The organism is Novosphingobium sp. GW835-FHT14H07, assembly GCF_058793515.1.
In genome coordinates this window covers 104,226-126,446 of record NZ_JBXAFX010000012.1, presented here as the reverse complement: position 1 = coordinate 126,446, position 22,221 = coordinate 104,226, and the positions used below count along the sequence as shown (strand labels likewise).

The window sequence follows — 22,221 nt, the reverse complement described above, 5'->3', positions numbered from 1 at the left end:
GCTACGCCCGGCCTCCGCTTCCCCCCACACGTCATCTACGATGTCGCTGACCCTTCAACTGCGATGTCGCTGTGCAGGCGGGTTTCGATGATTTTTGCATAACGAGGCGACCAGGCGCAGCGGCGTGCCTCGATCCATTCCATAGCGATGGTCTCGAAGGAGTTCTCGGACGCCGCTTTCAGTGCCTGCTTCGCAGCCTTCCTCACCGCTGAGGGATCGCGACCGGCAAGAAGATCGAGCTTGGCCTCATCGCGCCATTTGCGGGCATCGGCGAGTTTGACGAGAGGGTAGGGGCCTCCAGAGAGGAGCTTCTGCTTGCCATGGAATCGGTAGGCCAGCCGCCAGTGCTTGCTACCCTCCGGCGTGACGAGAATGAAAAGTCCGCCCCCATCCGACTTCTTGATCGGGCGAGGGCCAGGTTTCAGGGCGCGGATCGCTGTGTCGGTGAGCATGTTGGTAACTGAAAAGACAGTACCACCTTACCAACACGATTACCAGCTTACCAACGGGCTGGCTTGGGATTGGATGAAGCTGGATGGGATCAATAACTGGCCATAAATTGCTGTAAATTAGCCATTTATGGGAAGAATAGAGATTTATCGGGAATGGCTGAAATCAGGTTTTTGGTCGGGGAGATAGGATTCGAACCTACGACCCTCTGGTCCCAAACCAGATGCGCTACCAGGCTGCGCTACTCCCCGACCGGGAGAAACCCCTGTTTCCGGGGGTTTTGGGTTCGTCCAAGACGCTGCAAGAGCCACGATATGCACCCTGTCGGGCGTAATCTGGACGTAATGCAGCGACCTTGATCGCCTCGACTGTGGCCAGCCAAGGTGGCGGCGCATGACAGGTTGAAGCGGGCATGTCAATTTGTCTCATCTCATTTCGTGATGAGTGCTCGCGGCACCAAGTAGCGCTGGCAGTGGCGCTTGGTCTTCCGGCGCGATCCGCAAGATCATGCCGTCCATCTTCTTGTCCAGCATGATCTGACAGGAAAGGCGTGAGTTTTCCTGCCTGTGGTCTGAGCTGTCCAACAGGTCGTCCTCGTCTGCACCCCCCACGTGGTCGGTTCCGTTTGGCCCGGCCTCAATATAGACATGGCATGTGGCGCAGGAGCAGCAGCCACCGCAAAGTGCCAGCAGCTCATCGAGGCCGTTGTCCCGCAGCGCCTCCATCACCGAACAGCCCGGGTTTGCCTGTATGGAGAGTTCGGTACCGTCGCGCTTGACGACTTTCAGATCGATCATGACATGCCTGCTGAAGAAAGGGGTGAACCTGCGATATCGCAGGCTCAGGCCATTTCGAAGCCTTCGTAATCGCAATAGGCGACCTGCTCGCAGCGGCGGCGATACTCTGGGCCTCCGCCTACATATACGAGCGTGCGTCGAACCACGCTGCCGTCGGGCTTGTGGGTGACCTTGATCCACCAAGCGTTTGTTTCGGCCATCAGCGTCCGTTCGAAGTCACGGTAGATTGCCTCGGTCCATGCGGCTTCCGCCGCTTCGCTCGGCTCGGCAGTCTCGAAGCCACGCGCCGCCATATAGAGCAACATCTGCGTGACCCATTCAGCCTGCAGCGCACCACAGACACCGACGTTGCAGAAAGCGGAGCCGTTGTGCGGCCCGACAAGCGCGAAGAAATTCGGGAAGTTGCGCGTCTGCAGGCCCAGGTAGGTCGTCGGCCCGTCGGCCCAGGCGTCGATCAGTCGTTGGCCCTGGCGTCCACGGATGTCTATCCGGTCAAGCGAGCCGGTAACGCCATCGAAGCCGGTTGCGAAAATGATCACGTCGACCTCGAGCAGTTCGCCGCCGATGATCACGCCGTTCTCGACGAACTCGTCGATTGGCGCGGCCTTCAGATCCACGAGATGCACGTTCTCGCGATTGTACGCCTCGTAGTAGTTCGTCTCCATCGGGACGCGCTTCGAGCCGAATGGGTGGTCGGTGGGAATGAGCTTTTCCGCAACCGTCTGGTCCTTGACCCGCTGGCGGATTTTCTTGGCCACGAAATCGGCAAGGAACTGATTGGATTCACGGCTCAGCAACAGGTCGCGAAAGCCACTGAGCCAGATGCCGTAGCCGGGCTGGTCATACAGTCGTTCGAAGAACTCCTCGCGCTCTTCGGCTGAGACCTGAGATGCCTTGCGCGGATCGCGGTGATACGGGAACGCGGTGTCGGTAGTTTTCACGTATTCGAGGATGGTCGGGTAGCGGGTGCGGATCAGGTTCATGTCCTCGTCGCTGAGCGGTGTATTGCCCAGCGGCGTGCACCAGTTCGGATTGCGTTGCAGCACGAACAGCTCGCCCGCCGTCTCCGCCACGATCGGAATGATCTGCACGCCGGTCGCCCCGGTGCCCAGCACTGCAACGCGCTTGCCGGCGAAGTCCATGCCTGCAAGATTGCCCTGGTCATCGCGGGGCCAGCGCGAGGAGTGGAAGGCCTGGCCCTTGAACAGGTCGATGCCCTTGTAGTCCGGCATCTTCGATGCCGAAAGCGGACCGGTGGCCGAAATGAAGAAGCGTGTGTGGACCGTCTCGCCGCTGTCGAGCGTGATCTTCCAACGCTTATCGTCGTCGAGGAAGTGCGCGCTCAGCACTTTCGTCTTGAACCTGTAGTGTCGGCGCACGTCCATCGCATCGGCCGCAGCGTTCACGTAACGCAGCATTTCTGCCTGCCCCGCAAACCGCTCGCTCCACTTCCAGTCGGGTATTATTCCCGTCATCGCAAAGTAGCCGTAGGCGTAGCTCTCTGTATCAAGGCGGCAGCCCGGATAGCGGTTCCAGTACCACGTTCCACCAACGTCGTCGGCGGCGTCCACGCCGAGCACCGACATGCCTTTCCGGTGCAAGAGATACGTCTGGTAGATCCCTGTGACGCCCGCGCCGACAACGACGGCATCAACCACGATTGGACTATTTGAATCTGACATTGGCGTTCCTCGGCCTTGTTCGGGCGCAGGGCAGTGCGCTCTGGAAATAGCACCCCTGAATCGCTAAATTACAACTAATCAAAATTAGGTTTTGAGGCAACATGATTTGACGGTTGTTGGGAGATTCTCGAAAAGATCTCCAAATCATGGCGCATTTCACAGGGAATCTAATGCGCGAAGATGCGCAGGCTTGTGAAACTCAAGCTAACCGGTATTAGTTTAGCTGCTTACGTTCCGGCCCAATGTGGCTTCCTGCGTCCCGACCAGGCATCGATAGCCTCGGTCCGGTCGCGGGTTTCGGCGTAGCGGCGGATGCCGGGGTAGGTGCCAGACAGAGCCTCGGTCAGCGATCCTTCCAGCCCTGCGATGGCGGCCTCCTTTGCCGCTCGCGCCGCAAGGGGCGAGCAGGCAAGCAGTTTATCGGCCCAGCGCGTGGTCGCATGCTCCAGGCAGTCGGGCGCGACGACTTCGTTGACGAGTCCGTAATGCGTGGCTTGCGCGGCATCCAGGGGCTCGCCGGCGAGGATCATCGCCATCGCCACATGGTGGGGCAACTGCCGCACAGCCCGGTGCACCACTCCGCAATGATCGATGATTCCCGCGCGGGCTTCCGGCAAGGCAAATCTCGAGGTCGTGGCGGCAACGATGATGTCGGCGCACATCGCGATCTCGAAGCCTAGCCCGAGAACGTGGCCGTAAGTCGCGCAGATCACCGGTTTGGAGATCGGCCGCAGCCGTCCCCCAATGCCGGTGATCCCGCCTCCGAACGACAGGCCGCTGCTGCCCGTGGGCGGTGCGTGCATGTCACCCCCGGCGCAGAACGCGCGTTCGCCGTTGGCGCGCAGGACGATGACCCAGATTCCGCTCTCGGTCTCGAACTTGTCCCACGCTGCGCCGAGAAGCTGGTCCATCTCCTCGTTGATGGCATTGAGCGCTTCCGGCCGGTTCAAGGTAATGTAGCCGACGTGCCCGGCGGTGGATGTTTCGATCAGCGCCATTTGTCCGATCCTTCCCCGGTTCCCGCCCGCGCCTCGTTCGTCTTTCTCAGTGCGCCAGCATGCCGGCATCGACGAGGTGTTCCGCGCCCGTGATGTAGGAAGCCTCGTCCGACGCCAGGAACAGCACCAGATTGGAAACCTCGGACGGGTCCGCGATGCGACCGAGCGGTATCTGCGACAACGCATCGCCGCCCACCTCGTCTGTGGCCTCGACCATCATCGGCGTCTGGATGAAGCCCGGGTGTACCGAATTGACGCGGATGTTGTACTTGCCGAATTCCACGGCAGTCGCCTTGGTCATGCCGCGCACGGCAAACTTGCTGGCGACGTAGGCAAGGCTGGGAAAGCCGTAGTTTGCGGCCATTCCGGCTATCGACGAGATGTTGACGATCGAGCCTTTCCGGGCCTTGACCATGACGGGCAGGACTGCGCGCATCCCGAAGAAGACCGAGTCCTGGTTCACGGCGCAGACCTTGCGGTAACCGTCGTCGTCAAGGCTGTCGGTTGCCGCCATGGGGCCAAGGATGCCGGCGTTGTTTACGAGGATATCGATAGTCCCGAATTGACGGACTGCGGCTTCGACGATGCCATCCCAGGAGCCGGGATCCGTCACATCCTGCTTCAGGAATATGGCATTGCTGCCCAGTTCCTCGACCAGTGCGTGGCCTGCAGCTTCGCTGAGGTCGGTAAGGACGACCTTTGCGCCTTCCCTTACGAAGGTGCGGGCATGCGATTCCCCCATTCCCCGCGCGGCACCCGTGATTATCGCGGTCATGCCTGCCAGCCTTGCCATTGTGCATCTCCTCTCGAACGTCGATACCTAATCGTGATTCAGGTGATGTTATCAAATTTTGTCAAAGCGACAACGGCTTTTGTTGAGGGAGATGTCGGCGCTTGTCGCTGAACAGAACCCGAGAAAGGCCGTAAAAATGGGAATTTTCGCGCTTTGCGCGCTTGTATCTGTTCGCTGGCGGCTTTCCTGCCGTGGGCCGGATCAATCCTATGGACTAATTGTGATTAGTTGGATAGCTTCGCTGCAATGAAAGAGCTGCGGTGGCTTCCGGCGGCTTCATGTCGAGAGGAGATGACGGATGAAGGGCAGGGCAACGGTCCTGGTTGAGACCAACCGCCTCGAAACCTGGGAGGTGAACGTCCATTCTCCCGAAGCGGGCGGCGCGCTCGTGCGCACGGTGCTGGGCGGCGTGTGCGGCAGCGATGTCCATATCATGACCGGCGAGGCTGGCGAGATGCCTTTCCCGATCATCCTCGGTCACGAAGGCGTCGGCGAGATCATCGAGCTCGGCGCGGGCGTATCCACCGATTACGCAGGTGTGCCGGTCAAGCCCGGCGATCTCGTCGTATGGTCGCCCATCGCGCTGTGCCACCGTTGCTATTCCTGCACGATCCTTGAAGAGACGCCGTGCGAGAACAGCCGCTACTTCGAGGATGCATCGAAGCCAAACTGGGGCAGCTACGCCGATTTCGCCTGGCTTCCCAATTCGATGCCATTCTACCGCTTGCCGGATGGCGCCATCCCCGAAGCGGTTGCTGCGCTCGGCTGCGCGCTGCCAACCGTGCTGCGCGGCTTCGATCGCTGCGGACCGGTGCGCTTCGGCGATAGTGTAGTCGTGCAAGGCGCTGGACCGGTCGGACTCTCTGCGGTGCTGGTTGCGGCGCAGGCCGGAGCCCGCGAAGTGATCGTGATCGACGCTGCGCCCTCCCGGCTCGAAGCCGCATTGAAGCTTGGTGCAACCGCAACGGTGTCGCTCGGCCTGCCACAGGACGAGCGCAAGCGGATGATCTATGATCGCGTCGGCAAGCAGGGCCCCGATATCGTGATCGAAGCGGCAGGCGCACTGCCCGCCTTTCCCGAAGGCGTGGACATCAGTGGCATCCACAGCCGCTACATCATCCTCGGGCTCTGGGGTGCGATCGGAACGCAGCCAATCTCGCCGCGTGACCTGACGCTCAAGAACCTCACGGTCGGTGGGGCATCGTTCCCTGCGCCGAAGAACTACTATCACGGCATGCAGTTCGCCGCGCGCGTGCAGCACGAGGTGCCGCTTGCCGAACTGGTCAGCCACCGCTTCGGCATCTCGCAAGCTGCCGAAGCGCTTCGCGCCACCAAGACCGGCATCGCTACCAAGGCGGTGATCGACCCGTCGATCAGCTGAACCTTTGGGTGACAGACCAGAATTCAAGGACAGGACCGATGAACGCCGAAACCCCGAAAGCACTTGAAAAACATCGCGTGTCCCCGCCGCCCCACGTTCCCGCTGACCTGATACGCGAGATCGACGCCTATGACCTTGACGGACTGGAGGCAGGTTTCCACGAAGCGTGGAAGCGGGTGCAGCAGCCCGATACCCCGCCGCTGGTCTGGACTCCGTTCACGGGTGGGCACTGGATCGCAACGCGCGGCGTGGTTATCGACGAAGTCTATCGCAGCCCCGAACGTTTCTCGAGCCGGGTCATCTGGGTCCCGCGCGAGGCGGGTGAAGCCTACGATATGGTGCCCACCAAGCTCGATCCGCCCGAGCATACGCCCTATCGCAAGGCCATCGACAAGGGTCTGAACCTTGCCGAGATCCGCAAGCTCGAAGAGCAGATCCGGACCATTGCGGTTGAGATCATCGAGAGCTTCGCCGATCGGGGAAGCTGCGACTTTGGCAGCGAGTTTTCGACGGTCTTTCCAGTGCGGGTCTTTCTCGCACTGGCCGGATTGCCGATGGAAGACGCACATAAGCTTGGCCTTCTCGCAAACGAGATGACCCGTCCGTCAGGCAACACGCCCGAGGAGCAGGGTCGGTCGCTGGAAACGGCAAACCGCGGCTTCTTTGAATACGTGGCGCCCATCATTGCCGAGCGCAGGGGCGGCAGTGGGACAGATCTGATCACCCGCATTCTCAATGTCGAGATCGACGGGAAGCCCATGCCCGACGACCGGGCGCTCGGCCTCGTGTCGCTCCTGCTGCTCGGTGGGCTTGATACCGTGGTCAACTTCCTCGGTTTCATGATGATCTACCTCGCTCGACATCCGGAAACGGTGGCTGAAATGAGGAGCGATCCACTCAAGCTGCAGCGCGGGGTTGAAGAGCTGTTCCGTCGCTTCGCCGTCGTTTCCGATGCCCGCTATGTCGTTGCCGACATGGAGTTCCATGGCACGCAACTGAAGGAGGGCGATCTCATTCTCCTGCCGACAGCCCTGCATGGCCTTGACGATCGGCAGCATGTCGATCCGATGACCGTCGACCTCTCCCGTCGGGACGTCACCCACTCCACCTTTGCGCAAGGGCCGCACCGCTGTGCAGGCATGCACCTTGCGCGGCTGGAAGTAACCGTGATGCTGCAGGAATGGCTCGCTCGCATTCCCGAGTTCAGGCTCAAGGACGGAGCGAGGCCGATCTACCATTCGGGTATCGTGGCGGCGGTCGAGAACATTCCGCTTGAGTGGGAGCGGCAGAAGGTTCCGGCATGATGGACGAGATCAAGGCATCTTTCCGCAAGGTCCTCGGCCATTATCCTACCGGGGTTTGTGCAATCACGGCGATGTCCTTGGATGGCGCGCCAGCCGCGATGATCGTCGGTTCGTTCACGTCCGTATCGCTCGAACCGCCTCTTGTCGGCTTCTTCCCCGACAAGCAGTCGAGCAGTTGGGGCGCGCTGTCCCTTTGCGACGGGTTCTGCGTGAACGTGCTGGGTGCGTCGCAGGAAGATATCTGCCGCAAGTTGGCGTCGAAGGACCCGCGCAAGTTCGAAGGCATAGCGCACTCCACCTCGCCACGTGGCGCTCCCATGATCGACGGGGCACTCGTCTGGATCGATTGCTCGACGCACTCCGTAAGCGATGCGGGGGACCACCTGCTGGTTCTCGGTGCTGTTGAAAGCTTCGGCGTCGCAGGCGACGGCGATCCCCTGCTGTTTCACAAGGGAAGCTACGGCAAGGTTGCATCGCTCCTGCCTGCCGCCTGATTGTCCCAATGCCGGTCGCGGCCCTGCGCCCAGGGCGGGGCCGCGTTACTCGTTGGCAAAACCGTTCAAGGCGAGGTCCGCAGCCTGCTCCGCGATCTGGGCAGGCGCCAGCTTGCCCGGCCGGTACCATGTGGCGCAGGAGTCGAGCATGGCGATCAGGAACTTCCTGACGACCGTCGGATCAAGGCTGCTTCTTGCCGAGCCATCGGCTTGCGCTGCGGCAATCAGATCGCGCCAGTAGTTGTCGAAACTGGAATAGGCCGCCAGTACCCGGCCCTTCATCTCCGCAGGCAGATCGTCGAATACGCGGGAAACCGCCGACGAATAGTCATCGCCGGTCAGCAGAAAGCCGATATGCGCTTCGATCGCCGCCCGCAGCCGTTCCAGCGCGGTCGCCGATGGGCCAAGCACTTCGACCTGAGCCATGATGTGGCGATTGTTGCGGTATATGCCTTCCATCATCACTGCCTCGACCAGATCGTCCTTCGAGGAAAAGTGATGATAGATGCTGGGCGCAAGCATCCCGGCACCGGCGGCAATCTCTGTGAGTTTCGCGCCGGCAAGGCCCTTCTGTCGAAGGGCGGTCGCCGCCGAATCAAGAATGCGAGTCTTGCCGTTTTCAACTTGTGCCATGATCAATCTTCGTTTGGTTCAGGCACAACTGATGCACCGGGGCTTTGTGATCAACCTGCAAATGGAACGTTTGGCACGCCAGCGGCAGGAGGATCAAGAATTTCGAAAAGCCCGCCGGCCAAAGGCTGCTGCGCGAACTGGTCGGCGCCATACCCCTGTGAGCCGGTGATCAGGAACAGCCGCGAATAGTCTGTGCCGCCAAAGGCTGGGCGAAGGCCGCGCCTTACCGGCAGGCGGCGCTCTTCCAGGAGCGTGCCGTCCGGAGCAAACCGGCGCAGCATCCGGCTTTCGTAAAACGCCATCCAGATGCAACCCTCGACGTCCACCGCCATCCCGTCAGGATAACCGTCGTCCGGCTTGAAACGGAGAAAGTCGCGCCGGTTCGAGAGGTTGCCGTCAGCATCGACGTCATAGGCCCAACTCACCAAAGGCATCGAGTCGTTGACGTAGGCGGTCCTGCCGTCGGGGCTGAAGGCCGGACCGTTGGCCGTCACTATGTTCTGCTCTTGCGACGACACGGTTCCGTCCGCGTCCAGGCGGTAAAGCTCGCCCGTATTGCGCGCGTCGAGATTGCCGAGCGTGCTCTCCTTGTCCTCGGCCGTGGTGCTTTCGTCCCACTGGCTGCAATCGCACGAACCTGACCAGTAGCGACCGCTACGATCGACCACGCCATCGTTCAACCTGGCGATGCGCGGATCGGCAATCGGGTGGACGAGCGGATGGTAGGTTCCCGCTTGGGGATCGATATGCACGAACCCGTCGGCCGAAGAGGCAATGAACCCACCCGACGATCTGGGCGCTAATGCACTGACCCATTTGGGGGGAACCCAGGTGCCCTTGCTGCCGGTCTCGATATTGAACCAGTTCACGCTGGGCGCTTCTATGTCGACCCAGTAGATGCAGCCATCGCGGTCATCCCAGATCGTACCTTCGCCGAGGATAGCCTTGGCGTCCCAGAGGCAGCGCCACCGTTCACCTTCCATCATCTCATCGTCCTGTCCCGAAATGTCGAACCCTGGTCTAAGTGTTCGACTCCTTATAGCGCCAGCCTAATTAAAATTAGTCTGTCTCGACAACTCTTTTGTAACCTCAGCCCTGTTCAGCGGCGCGAACCTGATGGCGGCGGAAGATTTCCTGCGAGCTTTCGCCTGCGTAATCCTTGACCACGGCCTTCAGGTCCTCGGTCTTGAGGCGGTTCCTGATCCTTGAAACCTCGGGTTCGAGGTGGAGAAGCGCGTCGCTTTCCGCAACTGCGGAGAGGGCTGCATGGAAGCCCGCTGCTTCCATGGCCCGGTTGATCGAGCGCTTTTTCATGGTGAGAACCGCAGGTGGCACGAGTTTCATGCGCTGGGCCAGGCTTTCGCAGCACGCGATGAGTTCCGACGCGGGCACGGCGCAATTCGCCCAGCCCCATTCGGCCGCTGTACGCCCGTCGATGCGGTTGCCCGGAAGGAACGCGAATTCCTTGGCTCTTCGTGAACCGACATGGCTGGTCCAGGCGGGGGCGATGAAGCCGCCTCCGATTGGAATGGTAGGCTCGCTGATCACCGCATCGTCGGCGACCACCAGGATGTCTGCAAACGAAGCAAGTTGTGCCCCAACGCCAATGCAATAGCCGTGCACCGCAACGATAATGGGCTTGGGGTGCCGCCAGAGGTCGAGCCAGCGTTCGACATATGAGGAAAGCCTCATCACATCGCTCGTAGGGCCGCTCGTCGCGCTGTATTGGCCAAGGTCCATGCCAGAGCTGAAGCCACGGCCATTTCCGCGGATACCAAGAACCGGAGCGCCATTTGTCTGCCGATCCTTGACCAGCGCAGTGAATCGCTCGAGCACTGCCGCCGAAAAGGCGTTTGCGGCCTTAGGGCGATTGAAGACGATCCAGTCTATCGCCTCGCCTTCCTCGAGGACAACTCCATCCATGTCCATCGTCATCTCCTGTCCGGACACCGGTCCGGGTCGCCGTGCCGGCAATGGCCCGTGAGCCATTGGCGCCACGCTCCGAACTTCTGTTTCATCTCATCGGCCTCACCTGTTTACACGTGGCTTAAATTAGGGCAAACCTAAATCGTATTAGGCAGAATTCTTTGCGACGAGGCCAGCATTCGTGCCTTGATGGGCATTTTGCGCTCTACCGGCTGGTTGCCGGAAGGCGCATCGGGAGAGACGACTGACATGTTTGCGATGAGTGCAGATGACCGGAGGCACGCGATTGCCGCTCGCCATCCTGCCTGGGTCTGGAGCAGCCTCCACGGCTATCTCGATTGGAGCACGAACGATTTCGGCGAACGTCCGCTGGTCATCACTGACAACGACGTGCTCACCTACTCCGACGTTGCCCGCCAGTCTGTTGCGCTTGCCGCCGGTCTGCAGGCGCGAGGCATCACCAAGGGCGAAAGGGTTGGCCTGATCATGGCCAACGATCCCCTGACAGTCCCGCTGTTGTTCGCCATCTGGCGGGCCGGTGCTATCGCGGTGCCGCTGAATACTCTCTACAGACCGGATGAGATCAGGTTCGCGCTGGCCGAAGCCGGTTGTGCGTTGCTCATCGCCATGGACAGGTTCGGCTCGCGCAATTTGGAGCAGGAGCTCGACGAAACTATCCCCGGTTGGCAGTCTGGCACGTGCGCTGAGTTGCCTGAACTGCGTGGCGGGCTGATCTTCGACCGCGCTGTTCCTGAGCATCTGGTCCAGCAACTGTCGGTCCCGGCCCCTTCCGGCGTGCGTAGCGGGGATATCGCGGGAGACGACACCGCGCTCATCCTGTTCACTTCGGGCACCACCGGCTCTCCGAAAGGGGTCGAGATCACCCACGACAACCTTCTACGGGCGATGTACGCCGGCGCCTATCATCAGGCGTTCGAGGATGGCCGCCGCGCCGTCTTCTCGCTTCCCCTCTACCATGGTTTCGGTCTCGTCGTCGGCCTGCTTTCGGGCATGGTTGCGGGCGGCGCGATCATTCCATTGCTGCGGTTCGATCCGCACCAGATCCTCGATGCCACGCAACGCCATCGCGCCACCTACCTGATGGGCGTGCCCACAATGACAATCGCCCTGCTCGAGCAGGCCAAGCGACAAGCTTACGATCTGTCTTCCCTCAACGCGATTCACAGCGCTGCAGCGCCCACGCCGAGCTGGGTGTGGGAGGATATCCGCGCCACTTTCGGATGCGATGAGATCATCACCAGCTATGGCCAGACCGAAGTCACCGCGACCGTGATCTGTACCGCGCCCGGAGATTCGATCGAGATAGTATCGGAGACGCAAGGTCGCATCGTCGAGGCCGGGATTGCAGGCATGGCCGATCAGGACGGCCGGATCGCACAGTTCAAGACGATCGATCCGGAAACCGGGGCAGACCTGCCTTGGGGCACGCCCGGCGAGCTGTGCTGCCGAAGCCCGATGAACAGCAAGGGCTACTTCCGCCGACCCGAGGCGACCGCATCACTCTTCCTCGACGGAGGCTGGATCAGAATGGGGGACCTCGGTCAGTTCCGTCCGGACGGAAACCTGTTCCTGACCGGGCGCACCAAGGAACTCTACAAGAGCAAGGGCGAGCTCGTCTCGCCCAAGGAACTCGAACAGATCCTCACCGCCAATCCTGCGGTCTCGCAAGCCTTCTTCATTGGCATGCCCGACAACCAGTTCGGCGAATGCGGCTGCGCCTGGGTCGTGCGTGCAGAAGGCAGCGCGATCACCGTCGAGGACGTCATGGCCTACCTTCGCGAACGTATTCCCGCTTTCAAGATGCCACGCGACGTCTGGTTCACGACAGACGAGGCGCTGCCCAAGACCGGGACCGGCAAGGTACAGAAGGCGGAACTGCGCAAGATCGCGCTGGAGATGCTCGCCGAACAGAAGGCGGTCTGAGGATGCGATGCAATCCGGCTGCACGAGAATCGAAGGAATGCCCGCAATGATCGAGGCCGAAATCTCCCCTATCGAGGATATCATCCGCGAAGCCGTGGAAGGCCGCCCGTTCATCCTCGTCGATGCCGACGACCGCGAGAACGAAGGTGACATCATCATCCCGGCGCAGTTTGCAACGCCGGCGCAGATCAGCTTCATGGCCTGTCACGCCCGCGGGCTGATCTGCCTTGCCATCACGCAGGAACGCTCGGCGGAGTTGAAACTGAGGCCGATGGCCCCGCGCAATCAGTCCGGTTACGGCACGGCGTTCACCGTGTCGATCGAAGCGAAGGAAGGGGTCACCACCGGAATTTCTGCGCACGACCGGGCGCGAACCATCGCCGTCGCTGTCGATCCCACCAAAGGTTCAGACGACTTGGTCACACCTGGCCACGTGTTCCCACTGACAGCTCGCGATGGCGGAGTGCTGGTCAGGGCAGGGCACACCGAGGCGGCGGTCGACATATCCCGTCTCGCCGGGCTTACGCCCGCCGGCGTGATCTGCGAGATCATGAATGACGACGGCACCATGTCACGCCTGCCGGACCTGAGGGTCTTTGCCGCAAGGCACGGGCTCAAGATCGGTACGATCGCTGATCTTATCGCCTATCGTCGCTCGTCCGAGCAACTGGTCGAGAAAATGGCATCCGCGCCTTTCCAGAGCCACTTCTGCCCCTCTCCCATGACGGTTCATGTCTATCGCAACAAGATCGACGGGGGCGAACACGTTGCTTTGGTCAAGGGTGAGATCCGGCCCGACGAGGACACGCTTGTCCGCGTGCATCAGGTCGATCTCACGACCGACGTACTTGGCTGGAACACCGCGGCGCCCGATTACCTGCGGCGGGCCCTCCGTTTCATTTCGGATCATTCCGGTCCGGGCGCGCTCGTGCTGGTGCGCGATCCGGATCCGGAGTCGATCTCCCGTCGCGTAGCGGGGGGGCGGCGCGAGTACCACGAGAAGAACGCGAACCGCGATTACGGGATCGGCGCGCAGATCCTGATCGACCTCGGCGTTCAGCAGATGACCTTGCTGACATCAAGCAAGGCCAAGCTTGCCGCGCTGCAAGGTTTCGGCCTGACGATCAACGGGCGAACCGAATTGCGCGAGAACCGCCCCGATTCACCGCTCAGGATCCTGCCGGATTTCTGAGCCGGATCTTCAGGCGGCGATTTCTGTGCCGACCCGCACCGGCGCAGCGAATGCGGCAACGATCTGGCCGATGGTGTCTTCCACGGCATCCTCGAAGCGCTCCTCCTGGCTGTCGCTGTCACGGGTGTGGATGACGAGAATGTTGAGGAACATGAAGCACGCCGTGATAAGGCGGCGCTGCGCTGCTGCTTCGCTCAGATAGTCGAGGCACGCGCGTAGCAGGGCCAGCGTCCGCGCGAGCTGAGGGGCGACGTGATCGCCGAACTGCCCGAACTGCTGCGCCTGATAACGCTGAAGATAGGCCGTCAGGAACGCGGCATACGAATGGTCGCCAAACGCGTCGATCAGCTGGATCTGTGGCAGGAAGATCACTTCGACGATGGTGCGCAGGTCGTTCAGCTTGCCTTCCGCTTCCGCCTTGGCAAGCATCAGGCCGCGCATCTCTTCCATCTGGTTCATTCGGTAATCGAACACTGCCTGCACCAGCGAATCACGCGAGCCGAAGTGATATTGCACCGCGTGGTGGTTGCGCTGGCCGGCCTGCGAAGCGATCTCCCGCAGGGACGCTCCTTCTATTCCATCACGAGCAAACAGGACCTCCGCCGCCAGAATGAGGGCCACTTTAGGCCCCTGATTCAGGATCGAACTCGTCGGAGCGGACGGCCGCAAGGCAGGTTTCGTAGGCATTTAAGCCATTTGGGCTAATCCGCCAGTTTCGTCAAGAAACCAGGCATCTCGCATGCGGCCAGAGCACGCCGGCATCAGCTTCGAGATGAATTTTCCGGATTGACGAACCCTGCACCTATGGGCATGTAACCCACATGGCTTAATTTTAAGACACATGGGAGAGATGACATGGCGATGGACACCGGTTTGATTTTTCACCCCTACATGCGTCCCGGTCGCACCGCCCGGCAGACGTTCGAATGGGGCGTTCAGAGTGCGGTCCACTGCGACAAGATCGGCTTCAGCTCGATGATGATCTCGGAGCATGCGTCGCAGATCTGGGAGAACATCCCGAACCCCGAGCTGATCATGGCGGCTGCTGCCCTGCAGACGAACAACATCAAGTTTGCTCCGATGGCGCACATCCTCCCGCACCAGCACCCGGCGAAGCTCGCCATGATGGTCGGCTGGCTCTCGCAGATCCTTGAAGGGCGTTATTTCATGGGCATCGGCGCGGGCGCTTATCCGCTCGCCTCCTATATCCATGGCATCAAGAACGGTCAGGACACCGCGTTCCTCAACGAAATGGTCCGTGAATCGCTTTTCATCATGGAGAAGATCTGGAAGCGCGAACCGTTCTTCTACGAAGGCAAGTTCTGGAGCGCCGGCTTCCCCGAGGAAGAGCCTGCGCAGACCGAGGAAGATGAGCAGCACATGCTCGCGAACTACGCTCCTTATGGTGGCAGCTTCCCCGAATTCGCCGTCACCGGTTTCAGCTACAATTCGCCATCGATGAAGCTTGCGGGTGAGCGCAACTTCAAGCCGGTGTCGATCTTTTCTGGTATCGATGCGCTCAAGAAGCACTGGGAAACCTACTCGGAAGCCAACATCAAGGCCGGGTTCACGCCCGACCGTCAGCGCCATGCCGTTTCGCAGACCGTTTTCTGTGCTGACACCGATGCCGAGGCCAAGCGTCTCGTGATGGAAGGGCCGATCGGCTACTGCTTCGAGCGCTACCTGATCCCGATCTGGCGCCGGTTCGGCATGATGGATGGCTTTGCCAAGGATGCGGGTATCGATCCCCTCAAGGCCGACCTCGAGTTCCTCGTCGACAACGTGTTCGTGGTCGGATCGCCGGATACCATCGTCGACAAGCTCAACACCCTGTTTGCCAAGTGCGGCGGCTGGGGCACGCTCCAGGTGGAAGCGCACGACTACTACGACGACCCCTCGCCGTGGTTCAACTCGCTCGAGTTGCTCGCGAAGGAAGTGGCGCCGCGCGTCAAGCTGCCTGAAGCGCTCGCTGCAGCCTGAAACCAAAAGTGCTTGGTGCCGGCGCGCTCGCGACCGGCACCAGATTTCCAACGAGAATATAGACGGGAGAAGGGACAATGACCAATTCGCATCATGGCTATGCCGCGATCAAGAACGGGGCGCGCAATCTCCGCGGCGCAAGTCTTGCAGTAATCGCTTCGTGCTTCCTGCTGCCCTCGGTGGCTGCAGCTCAGGCAGAAACCGCCGAGCCGCAGGAAGAAGTAGCCACCCAGGACATCGTCGTCACGGCGCAGCGCCGTGAAGAGCGGCTTTCGAAGGTTCCCGTCGCGGTCGTCGCGTTCGGATCGGAAGCGCTGCAGAACCGGAATATTACCAGCGAGCAGGATATCGGAACGCTCGTCCCTGGTCTTCAGGTGAAGAATGGCCAGAACTCCAATCAGCTGAGCTACAGCATGCGCGGCCAGTCACTGGACCCGTTCTCGGGCACCAGCCCTGCGGTCCTGCCTTACCTCAATGAAGCTCCATACAATCCCGGCAACACGGCCACGGCCTTCTTCGATCTGGGGTCGATCCAGGTGCTGAAGGGGCCACAGGGTACCCTGTTCGGGCGTAACGCCACTGGCGGTGCGGTTCTCTACACCACTCCCATGCCTGGGGACAGCTTTGGCGGATACGTGACTGTCCGTGGCGCTTCACGCGACTACGGGCAAATTCAGGCTGCCGTTGACCTGCCCCTTTCTGAAGGCAAGGCTGCCCTGCGCCTCGCATTCGACGCGACGCGCGGCAACGGCTACGTCACGAACATCAACACCGGGAACACGCTGGGCGACAAGAACAGCCGCTCCGGGCGTGCAACGCTGCTGCTCACACCTACCGATACGCTGAAGAATATCACGATCGTCCAGTATGATCGCGTCAAGGGGACCGAAGGCGTCGGCGGCATCTACACGTACAATTCGGCGACGAACCCGCAGTTCGTCAGCGACGGTACAAATCACATACCTGTCAGCGGGCTGACCAACACTCTCGCCGCCATCTATGGCAACAACGATGGTCCAGCTGCTCCTGGCTTCTTCCCGGGCGGCGTTGAAGGGTACACAAGATTCACCCGTGCAAACCCCTACAAGGTCTGGCTTCAGTACGATCTCCCGCACAGTGCCGAGAACGTTTTCGTCTCGAACACGACCGAGCTTGAAATTGGTGCCGACACCAAGCTGAAGAACATCTTCAGCTACATGAATGGCAAGTCCAACACCCCTGGCAACCTCGCGGGCGGCCCGTTCGGCTCGCTTTGGCTGTTCAAGCTGGCCGGGATCAACGCAACCGGCGCACCAGGCGGCCAGACCTTCCGGTCTAAGACGTTCAGCGAAGAACTGCAGATTCAGGGCAGCCTCTTGGATGACCGCCTGAACTACACCGCAGGCGTGTTTTACTCGAACCAGAAGCGCTTTGAGATCATCCCGATCAACATCGGCGCGGACGTGGTCCCGGGCGGCATTGCGGATATCTCCTACGCCTATCGCAACCGTCAGGAATCTAAGGCGGTCTTTGCTCAGGTAAGCTACAAGGTTACCGAAGCGCTTACCGCAACGCTTGGCGGTCGCTATACTTGGGAGAATGTCGGCATCCGGCAGGCACCCGGCAACGTGTTCGGCGTCGATCCCAACTCGCCAGCCGCAGATCAGAGCAGGAAGCTTTCGGCTCCGGCATGGACCGCCAGCCTGCAGTACCAGATCGACCCGAACAACATGGTCTACTTCAACCAGCGCGGCAGCTTCCGTTCGGGCAACCTGAACGGCACGGTGGCGCCGTTCACTGATCCGCTCACCGGCCAGCCCGCCAACTTCTTCAAGAACGAGAAGGTTCACGACTTCGAACTGGGCTACAAGTTCAATGGCCGTATCGGGGGTGCCCCCGTTCAGTTCAACGTCGCGGCCTACAAGATCATCGTCAAGGACGCCCAACGCGCCCTTTACGCGCTGGTGGGTGGCGCTCCGGCAGGGTTTACGGTGAACGTGCCGCAGGCCGAGACCAAGGGCTTCGAAGTCGACGCCTTCGCCGGTCTGACCTCCTGGCTCGATGTCGGGTTCAACTTGGCCTACACCGATGCGAAGTACACCAAGCGTACCGTACCCATCCCGTTCGTCGGCAGCCTGCAAGTCGATTCCTATCCAGACGCACCGAAGTGGGCAGGATCTGCAAACATCGAGGTGAAGTTCCCGGTTCCCGCCGAGATCGGCAAGATCAGCCTGCGCGGCGACTACTACGGCCAGACCGGCTTCTTCTTCTCGAACACCAACGGCACTTCCACGCCCGGAACGCACCTCGATGGGTATTGGAATGTCGGCGCAAGGCTGAACTGGAAGGAAATCATGGGAAGCCAGGTGTCCGCAGCAGTCTTCGTCCGCAACCTTACCGACGAGACCTACTACATTTCAGGTTATGCGCTGGGTGCATCCAACGGCGTCAACACGGCATACCCGGGCGAACCCCGCACCATCGGTGCGGAAATCTCGGTCAAGTTCTGAGGTTGCACGCGACGTGGGTCCGGGGCTGCGAATGCCAGCTCCGGACCCCCGGATTCCTTCGTCAGTTCAATATGATCTGGCTTGCATGATCAGCTACCGGTTCGCTGGCGCAGCAGCTGCCACCTTCAGTTCGATCCCGTTGCCTTCTGGATCCTGCAGGTAGACCGAAACGCCAAATCCTTGTGCGCCGAAACGGGTCTTGGGCTCATCCATTTCCAAGCCGAGCTCGCGTAGGTGCTTTCCGAGCGCTTCAGGCTCGATTGCATCGACCTGGAAGCAGACATGGTCGACGTTGCGCCCGGTCCCACTCGGTGCCGCAACGCCTGATACACCCAGTGGCCCGTCAATGCTCACGATGTCGAGCAGGGCGGATCCGGCGGTGAGATGATACAATCCCAGCTCGGGCCGCTCCCACTGCATCGTGCAGCCAAGAGCGCTCACGTAGAAATCGACCAGTCGCCGCGCGTCGGCCGCTCGGATTACGACATGATCGATACCCAATAGCGTGAAAGGTGCGTTAGACATAATATAGTAAGCTTTCGCAGGACCTTTCCTGGACAAGAATGGCGCATCGGACCGTCTCTTGCGAGTTGTTTCTTTTACCTGATCGCCGAAACGGTGTGGCAGGAGTGGTCGCGGGTTGAGCAACGACTGTCATCGGGCTGGCAGCTCACTGGCGGACTTTGCCACAGAAATGCTCGAAAGTCGCCACCGCGCTCCATCCTGTGCAGCGCGACGGACATTTCCGCTCCGACTGCGAACCGCTTCTGAGCCTCGATCACGCATTCTTGCCGTACAGAAGATGAACCTCTTGGCGCGCCCATGCGAACCCGACGTAAGAAAGCCGTCGTGCCTCGCGCAGGTCGTTTGCGTTCGGACTGTTCCGCGGCAACCGGCTATCTTCCCAATCCCTGCGCGCAAGCGGAAACGTCCCGCCAGTTCGCTTTGGTGGATTGCTCCATGGACTGCAGCGCGGCACAGAGGGCGGCGATGAGCAAGCGCAAGCGCCGATACCTGACTGCGACGATGCCCGATGGTTACGTGAAGACCATCGGGCCGACGACCGACAGTTTCACGCACTACTGGCGGATCGTCGCCGAACTGGAGAACGGCAAGACCGAGGTGTTCTGGGGCCACACCCGGTCGCTCGCCGAGGCCCGCAAGAAGCGGGCTCCGGCCCAGGAGGCGGCGAAGATGCGGGGCTGGAAGAGCTTTGCCTTCGAAATTGCCGAACTGGTCGAGACGGCCGCCCCCGGATCAGAGGCCTAGCCGAACAGTGCAGCGCCGCTGCGCGCAAGCATGTAGAGCGCCACGACGACGATGAGTCCGGCAAAGAGGGTGTTGAGTGTGCCCTTGCTTGCGGCAAGCCGGGTCGAAGCCCTGGTGCCGATGAGCGATCCGGCAATGCCGCCGGCAATGAACGCAATCGCCAGGGGCCAGTCGAGCATTCCCGACGCGGCGTAGTTCAGCGCGGTGGCAAGGCCGAAGGCGCTGACTGCGACAAGCGAGGTGCCGATGGCGCGGCCGATGGGCATCGAGGTGCTGGCGACAAGGGCCGGGACGATCAGGAAGCCACCGCCGATCCCGAAGAAGCCCGAGAGCAGGCCGGTGCCGGCGCCGAAGGCGAGCACGCGCGGCAGGTTGTCGCGGTTGCAGACGACGCCCTCGATCCCTTCGCTGCCGCGGCCTCGCCACATCAGGAAGGCGACGACCAGCATGAGCAAGGCAAAGAGGGCAAGCAGGCTCTGGCCGTCGAAGGCCTTGCCGATCGCCGATCCGCCGACCGCGCCGAGCACGCCCGCTGCGGCGAACATGCCCCCGCAGCGCCAGTTGACGTTGCGCGCCCGGGCGTGGCTGGCGAGGCCCGACAGCGCGTTTGCCGCCACGGCCAGTGCGCTCGTGCCGATGGCAAGGTGCGGGCTGGCGACGCCGACGACATAGACCATGAGCGGCACGGCAAGGATCGACCCACCACCGCCGACAAGGCCGAGGACGAAACCGACGATTACCCCCGACAGGCTCGCCAGGAGATGTTGCAGATCGAAGATCACCGCCGGCCCCTTACAACAGGTCTACCGGCAGGCGCAGGTAGCGCACGCCGTTGCTGTCTGGTTCGGGCAGATGGCCTGCGCGCATGTTGACCTGGATCGAGGGCAGAATGAGCTTGGGCATGCCGAGCGTGGCATCGCGCGCTTCCCGCATCGCGACGAACTCGTCCTCGCTGACGCCTTCGTGGACGTGGACGTTGGCAATGCGTTCGGCGCCGATGGTCGTCTCCCAGACGAACTGGTCGCGGCCCGTGGCCTTGTAATCGTGGCACAGGAACACGCGCGTCTCGTCGGGCAAGGCCATGAGGCGGCGGATCGAGCGGTAGAGCGTGCGCGCGTCGCCGCCGGGGAAATCGGCGCGGGCAGTGCCGTAGTCAGGCATGAACAGCGTATCGCCGACGAACACGGCATCGCCGATGACGTAGGCGAGACACGCGGGGGTGTGGCCGGGAACGTGCAGCGCCACGGCTTCAATCTCGCCTACGCGGAAGGCGTGGCCGTCGTCCATGAGCAGGTCGAACTGGCTGCCGTCACGGGCGAAAGCCGGGCCTTCGTTGAAGACCTTGCCGAAAACGTCCTGCACGGTGCGGATCGCTGAGCCGATGACGATCTGCCCGCCGAGCCTTTGCTTGAGATAGGGGGCGGCAGACAGGTGATCGGCGTGTGCATGGGTTTCGAGCAGCCAGTCGACCGTGAGGCCGTGCGCTTCGACATGGGCAATGACGCGGTCGGCAGAAGCATGGCTGGTGCGGCCCGAGGCCTGGTCGAAATCGAGCACCGGGTCGATCACAGCCGCGCGCAAGGTGGCGGGATCGTGGACGACATGGGTCGCCGTGAAGGTTGCCTCGTCGAAGAAGGTGGTCACGACGGGCACTACGGCCGAGGCACGAGTGGCGCTGATCTGGGCGGCGGCGGTAGCAATGGCATGGTCCGACATCGGAAGACTCCTTTGCTCCTGTATATAACTTTTACCTAATATAAGGCAAGTGTAATTTAACTGGCCTTGCAGTCTTGTGCGTGGCGCAATCGACGTTATCTGCTGAGCTTATGAAGCCCGCCAGCCTTGCCGACCTGAAGCAGAATGCCGCCGCGATGGCCGGGCGGATGCGCACGATGAGCCACCCCGAGCGCCTGCTCATGCTTTGCCGCATGGACGAGGGCGAGGTTTCGGTAACCGAGCTGGTCGAGCTGACCGGCCTGTCGCAGTCGGCGGTATCGCAGCACCTTGCGCGCCTGCGCGACGAAGGCGTGGTCGACAGTCGCGTGGCAGCGCAGGTGCGCTTCTACAGCCTGAAGGACGAGATCGTCCGCGCGATCATTCACGCCCTTTGCGAGATCTGCGAAAAGCGCTAGATTAATCACTGATCAATAAGCTGGATCGGATGCAGGAAGAGTCTTGCGTCATCGATCCAAATTAGAGTATTCATTCTATATTGAATGCGCGCGGTCATCCGTGCGCCGGGAGAGTCTTCGGTTGATGCAGAATGATCCGCAGCGCGGCTGGAATCGCCGCGAATTCGTCAGCGCCTCTGCGCTGATCGCCCTGGCGCTTGGCGTGCCCGCCGCCGCCGTGAGCCTGACCCGACTCGAATCGGAGGAAGCGCCGAGCAACGGGCAGCGCCTCATGATGAAGGAGGTCAGCCAGTTGGTGATCCCGCGTTCGGCAACCCCCGGCGCGGGTGACGTTGGCGCAGGCGATTTTGCGATTCTCGCGCTCGCCCACGGGCTTGATGGGTCGCGTTCGCCGCTCAAGGACCCAACGGCTTATGCCCGGTTTGCGCGCAATGACGGCTCGATACGGCACGTCGCCTGGCTCGAGAAGGAGCTCGACGGACGGACTGGCGGCAGTTTCCTCAAGGCGCCGGCAGCGCAACGCTTTGCCGCAGTGAAGGCGGTGGATGCCGAAGCCTTCGCCAGCCGCGAGAGCGAGAGCCCGTGGAAGGCCATCAAGGGCCTGATCCTGACGGGGTATTACACCAGCGAAGTCGGTGGCGCGCAGGAGCTGCGCTACGAGCCGGTCCCTGGCCGTTTCGATCCCGACCTGCCGCTGACGCCCGATTTCAGGGCGATTTCCAACGACTGGACCGCGGTCGACTTCGGATAAGGACTG

22 protein-coding genes and 1 tRNA gene are annotated in these 22,221 nt (G+C 61.4%); 10 read left to right on the top strand and 13 right to left on the bottom strand.

Annotated features, from left to right (window positions below):
• Positions 1-35: 35 nt before the first annotated feature.
• From AC1Q5P_RS12845 to AC1Q5P_RS12820, 6 genes are all read right to left on the bottom strand, one after another.
• Entirely contained in the window at positions 36-452 is a 417-nt protein-coding gene (locus AC1Q5P_RS12845) for an Arm DNA-binding domain-containing protein (RefSeq protein ID WP_492519140.1), read from the bottom strand.
• Between the two features lie 172 nt (positions 453-624).
• Positions 625-701: transfer RNA gene (locus AC1Q5P_RS12840), tRNA-Pro, on the bottom strand.
• 174 nt (positions 702-875) lie between these two features.
• Entirely contained in the window at positions 876-1,247 is a 372-nt protein-coding gene (locus tag AC1Q5P_RS12835) for a 2Fe-2S iron-sulfur cluster-binding protein (RefSeq protein WP_492519139.1), read from the bottom strand.
• A gap of 44 nt (positions 1,248-1,291) precedes the next feature.
• On the bottom strand, positions 1,292-2,929 hold the full coding sequence (locus AC1Q5P_RS12830; RefSeq protein ID WP_492519138.1) for a flavin-containing monooxygenase: 1,638 nt from the start codon (positions 2,927-2,929) through the stop codon (positions 1,292-1,294).
• Positions 2,930-3,156: 227 nt separating this feature from the next.
• The gene (locus tag AC1Q5P_RS12825; protein WP_492519137.1) at positions 3,157-3,927 is read right to left on the bottom strand and encodes an enoyl-CoA hydratase-related protein; all 771 of its coding nucleotides are present in this window, start codon (positions 3,925-3,927) and stop codon (positions 3,157-3,159) included.
• Between the two features lie 46 nt (positions 3,928-3,973).
• Positions 3,974-4,720 carry an SDR family NAD(P)-dependent oxidoreductase gene (locus AC1Q5P_RS12820; RefSeq protein WP_492519136.1) on the bottom strand — a complete coding sequence of 249 codons (747 nt, stop codon included), beginning with the start codon at positions 4,718-4,720 and terminating at the stop codon, positions 3,974-3,976.
• Between the two features lie 298 nt (positions 4,721-5,018).
• Here AC1Q5P_RS12820 and AC1Q5P_RS12815 point away from each other — a divergent pair, with 298 nt between their 5' ends.
• From AC1Q5P_RS12815 to AC1Q5P_RS12805, 3 genes are read left to right on the top strand one after another with little or no spacing between them, the layout of a single operon-like run.
• Entirely contained in the window at positions 5,019-6,101 is a 1,083-nt protein-coding gene (locus tag AC1Q5P_RS12815) for a zinc-binding dehydrogenase (protein ID WP_492519135.1), read from the top strand.
• A gap of 38 nt (positions 6,102-6,139) precedes the next feature.
• Positions 6,140-7,405, top strand: coding sequence for a cytochrome P450 (locus AC1Q5P_RS12810; RefSeq protein ID WP_492519134.1), 1,266 nt, complete (start codon positions 6,140-6,142; stop codon positions 7,403-7,405).
• On the top strand, positions 7,402-7,899 hold the full coding sequence (locus tag AC1Q5P_RS12805; protein ID WP_492519133.1) for a flavin reductase family protein: 498 nt from the start codon (positions 7,402-7,404) through the stop codon (positions 7,897-7,899). The genes AC1Q5P_RS12810 and AC1Q5P_RS12805 overlap by 4 nt, the downstream gene beginning before the upstream one ends.
• 45 nt (positions 7,900-7,944) lie before the next feature.
• On the opposite strand, the gene AC1Q5P_RS12800 is transcribed toward AC1Q5P_RS12805, so the two are convergent.
• The 3 genes from AC1Q5P_RS12800 to AC1Q5P_RS12790 all read right to left on the bottom strand — a co-directional run bounded on the left by AC1Q5P_RS12800 (position 7,945) and on the right by AC1Q5P_RS12790 (position 10,461).
• Positions 7,945-8,532 (bottom strand): TetR/AcrR family transcriptional regulator, encoded by a 588-nt coding sequence (locus AC1Q5P_RS12800; RefSeq protein WP_039337906.1) that lies wholly within the window; start codon positions 8,530-8,532, stop codon positions 7,945-7,947.
• A gap of 50 nt (positions 8,533-8,582) precedes the next feature.
• On the bottom strand, positions 8,583-9,515 hold the full coding sequence (locus AC1Q5P_RS12795; RefSeq protein ID WP_492519132.1) for an SMP-30/gluconolactonase/LRE family protein: 933 nt from the start codon (positions 9,513-9,515) through the stop codon (positions 8,583-8,585).
• Between the two features lie 106 nt (positions 9,516-9,621).
• Positions 9,622-10,461 (bottom strand): enoyl-CoA hydratase/isomerase family protein, encoded by an 840-nt coding sequence (locus AC1Q5P_RS12790; protein WP_082013515.1) that lies wholly within the window; start codon positions 10,459-10,461, stop codon positions 9,622-9,624.
• A 186-nt stretch (positions 10,462-10,647) separates the two neighbouring features.
• On the opposite strand from AC1Q5P_RS12790, the gene AC1Q5P_RS12785 reads away from it, so the two are divergent.
• The gene (locus tag AC1Q5P_RS12785) at positions 10,648-12,402 is read left to right on the top strand and encodes a class I adenylate-forming enzyme family protein (RefSeq protein WP_492519131.1); all 1,755 of its coding nucleotides are present in this window, start codon (positions 10,648-10,650) and stop codon (positions 12,400-12,402) included.
• Positions 12,403-12,448: 46 nt separating this feature from the next.
• Positions 12,449-13,594 carry a 3,4-dihydroxy-2-butanone-4-phosphate synthase gene (gene ribB, locus AC1Q5P_RS12780; RefSeq protein ID WP_039337909.1) on the top strand — a complete coding sequence of 382 codons (1,146 nt, stop codon included), beginning with the start codon at positions 12,449-12,451 and terminating at the stop codon, positions 13,592-13,594.
• A 9-nt stretch (positions 13,595-13,603) separates the two neighbouring features.
• On the opposite strand, the gene AC1Q5P_RS12775 is transcribed toward ribB, so the two are convergent.
• A complete protein-coding gene (locus AC1Q5P_RS12775; protein ID WP_305082412.1) occupies positions 13,604-14,215 on the bottom strand; it encodes a TetR/AcrR family transcriptional regulator in 612 nt (203 codons plus the stop codon).
• Between the two features lie 234 nt (positions 14,216-14,449).
• On the opposite strand from AC1Q5P_RS12775, the gene AC1Q5P_RS12770 reads away from it, so the two are divergent.
• Together AC1Q5P_RS12770 and AC1Q5P_RS12765 are read left to right on the top strand one after the other, a co-directional pair.
• Entirely contained in the window at positions 14,450-15,574 is a 1,125-nt protein-coding gene (locus AC1Q5P_RS12770) for an LLM class flavin-dependent oxidoreductase (RefSeq protein WP_039337910.1), read from the top strand.
• A 77-nt stretch (positions 15,575-15,651) separates the two neighbouring features.
• Positions 15,652-18,063, top strand: coding sequence for a TonB-dependent receptor (locus tag AC1Q5P_RS12765; RefSeq protein WP_039337912.1), 2,412 nt, complete (start codon positions 15,652-15,654; stop codon positions 18,061-18,063).
• 93 nt (positions 18,064-18,156) lie between these two features.
• On the opposite strand, the gene AC1Q5P_RS12760 is transcribed toward AC1Q5P_RS12765, so the two are convergent.
• A complete protein-coding gene (locus AC1Q5P_RS12760; protein ID WP_039337913.1) occupies positions 18,157-18,588 on the bottom strand; it encodes a VOC family protein in 432 nt (143 codons plus the stop codon).
• A 465-nt stretch (positions 18,589-19,053) separates the two neighbouring features.
• Here AC1Q5P_RS12760 and AC1Q5P_RS12755 point away from each other — a divergent pair, with 465 nt between their 5' ends.
• On the top strand, positions 19,054-19,332 hold the full coding sequence (locus AC1Q5P_RS12755; protein ID WP_492477414.1) for a hypothetical protein: 279 nt from the start codon (positions 19,054-19,056) through the stop codon (positions 19,330-19,332).
• On the opposite strand, the gene AC1Q5P_RS12750 is transcribed toward AC1Q5P_RS12755, so the two are convergent.
• Together AC1Q5P_RS12750 and AC1Q5P_RS12745 are read right to left on the bottom strand one after the other, a co-directional pair.
• A complete protein-coding gene (locus tag AC1Q5P_RS12750) occupies positions 19,329-20,114 on the bottom strand; it encodes a sulfite exporter TauE/SafE family protein (RefSeq protein WP_492519130.1) in 786 nt (261 codons plus the stop codon). The genes AC1Q5P_RS12755 and AC1Q5P_RS12750 overlap by 4 nt on opposite strands.
• A gap of 10 nt (positions 20,115-20,124) precedes the next feature.
• A complete protein-coding gene (locus AC1Q5P_RS12745) occupies positions 20,125-21,048 on the bottom strand; it encodes an MBL fold metallo-hydrolase (RefSeq protein ID WP_492519129.1) in 924 nt (307 codons plus the stop codon).
• 110 nt (positions 21,049-21,158) lie between these two features.
• Here AC1Q5P_RS12745 and AC1Q5P_RS12740 point away from each other — a divergent pair, with 110 nt between their 5' ends.
• A complete protein-coding gene (locus AC1Q5P_RS12740; RefSeq protein ID WP_062341928.1) occupies positions 21,159-21,464 on the top strand; it encodes an ArsR/SmtB family transcription factor in 306 nt (101 codons plus the stop codon).
• 124 nt (positions 21,465-21,588) lie between these two features.
• The gene (locus AC1Q5P_RS12735) at positions 21,589-22,215 is read left to right on the top strand and encodes a gluconate 2-dehydrogenase subunit 3 family protein (RefSeq protein WP_492519128.1); all 627 of its coding nucleotides are present in this window, start codon (positions 21,589-21,591) and stop codon (positions 22,213-22,215) included.
• Positions 22,216-22,221: the final 6 nt, after the last annotated feature.